The sequence below is a fragment of the Pseudomonas sp. K5002 genome (genome assembly GCF_013386655.1).
GTDB lineage: Bacteria > Pseudomonadota > Gammaproteobacteria > Pseudomonadales > Pseudomonadaceae > Aquipseudomonas.
Genome location: NZ_JACARK010001747.1, coordinates 1 through 314 on the forward strand (window position 1 = coordinate 1; position 314 = coordinate 314).

The window sequence follows — 314 nt, forward strand, 5'->3', positions numbered from 1 at the left end:
TGGGTTCCGACGGCGGCGGTTCGGTGCGCATTCCCGGCGCCTTTTGCGGTGCATTCGCTCTTAAAGGCTCTCTGGGGCGCATCCCCACCTGGCCCTGGTCCGCCACTGAAATGCTCAGCCACGCCGGCCCGATCACCCGCACCGTGCGCGACAGCGCGTTACTCTTCGATATCCTCTCCGGGCCCGATCCGCTGGATCACCAGGCCTTGCCCGCGCCCACCGAGTCCTACCTGGCGCGCTGCGACCAACCGCTGGGCCCCGTGCGTGTGGCGTATTGCCCGACCTTGTTCGATACGCCGGTGGACCCGGTCATC

1 protein-coding gene is annotated in these 314 nt (G+C 67.8%); it reads left to right on the forward strand.

The features are described 5' to 3' along the window. Positions 1-314 (forward strand): amidase family protein (locus HX846_RS39070; RefSeq protein ID WP_256740580.1); only part of this gene is annotated, 314 nt, incomplete at both ends.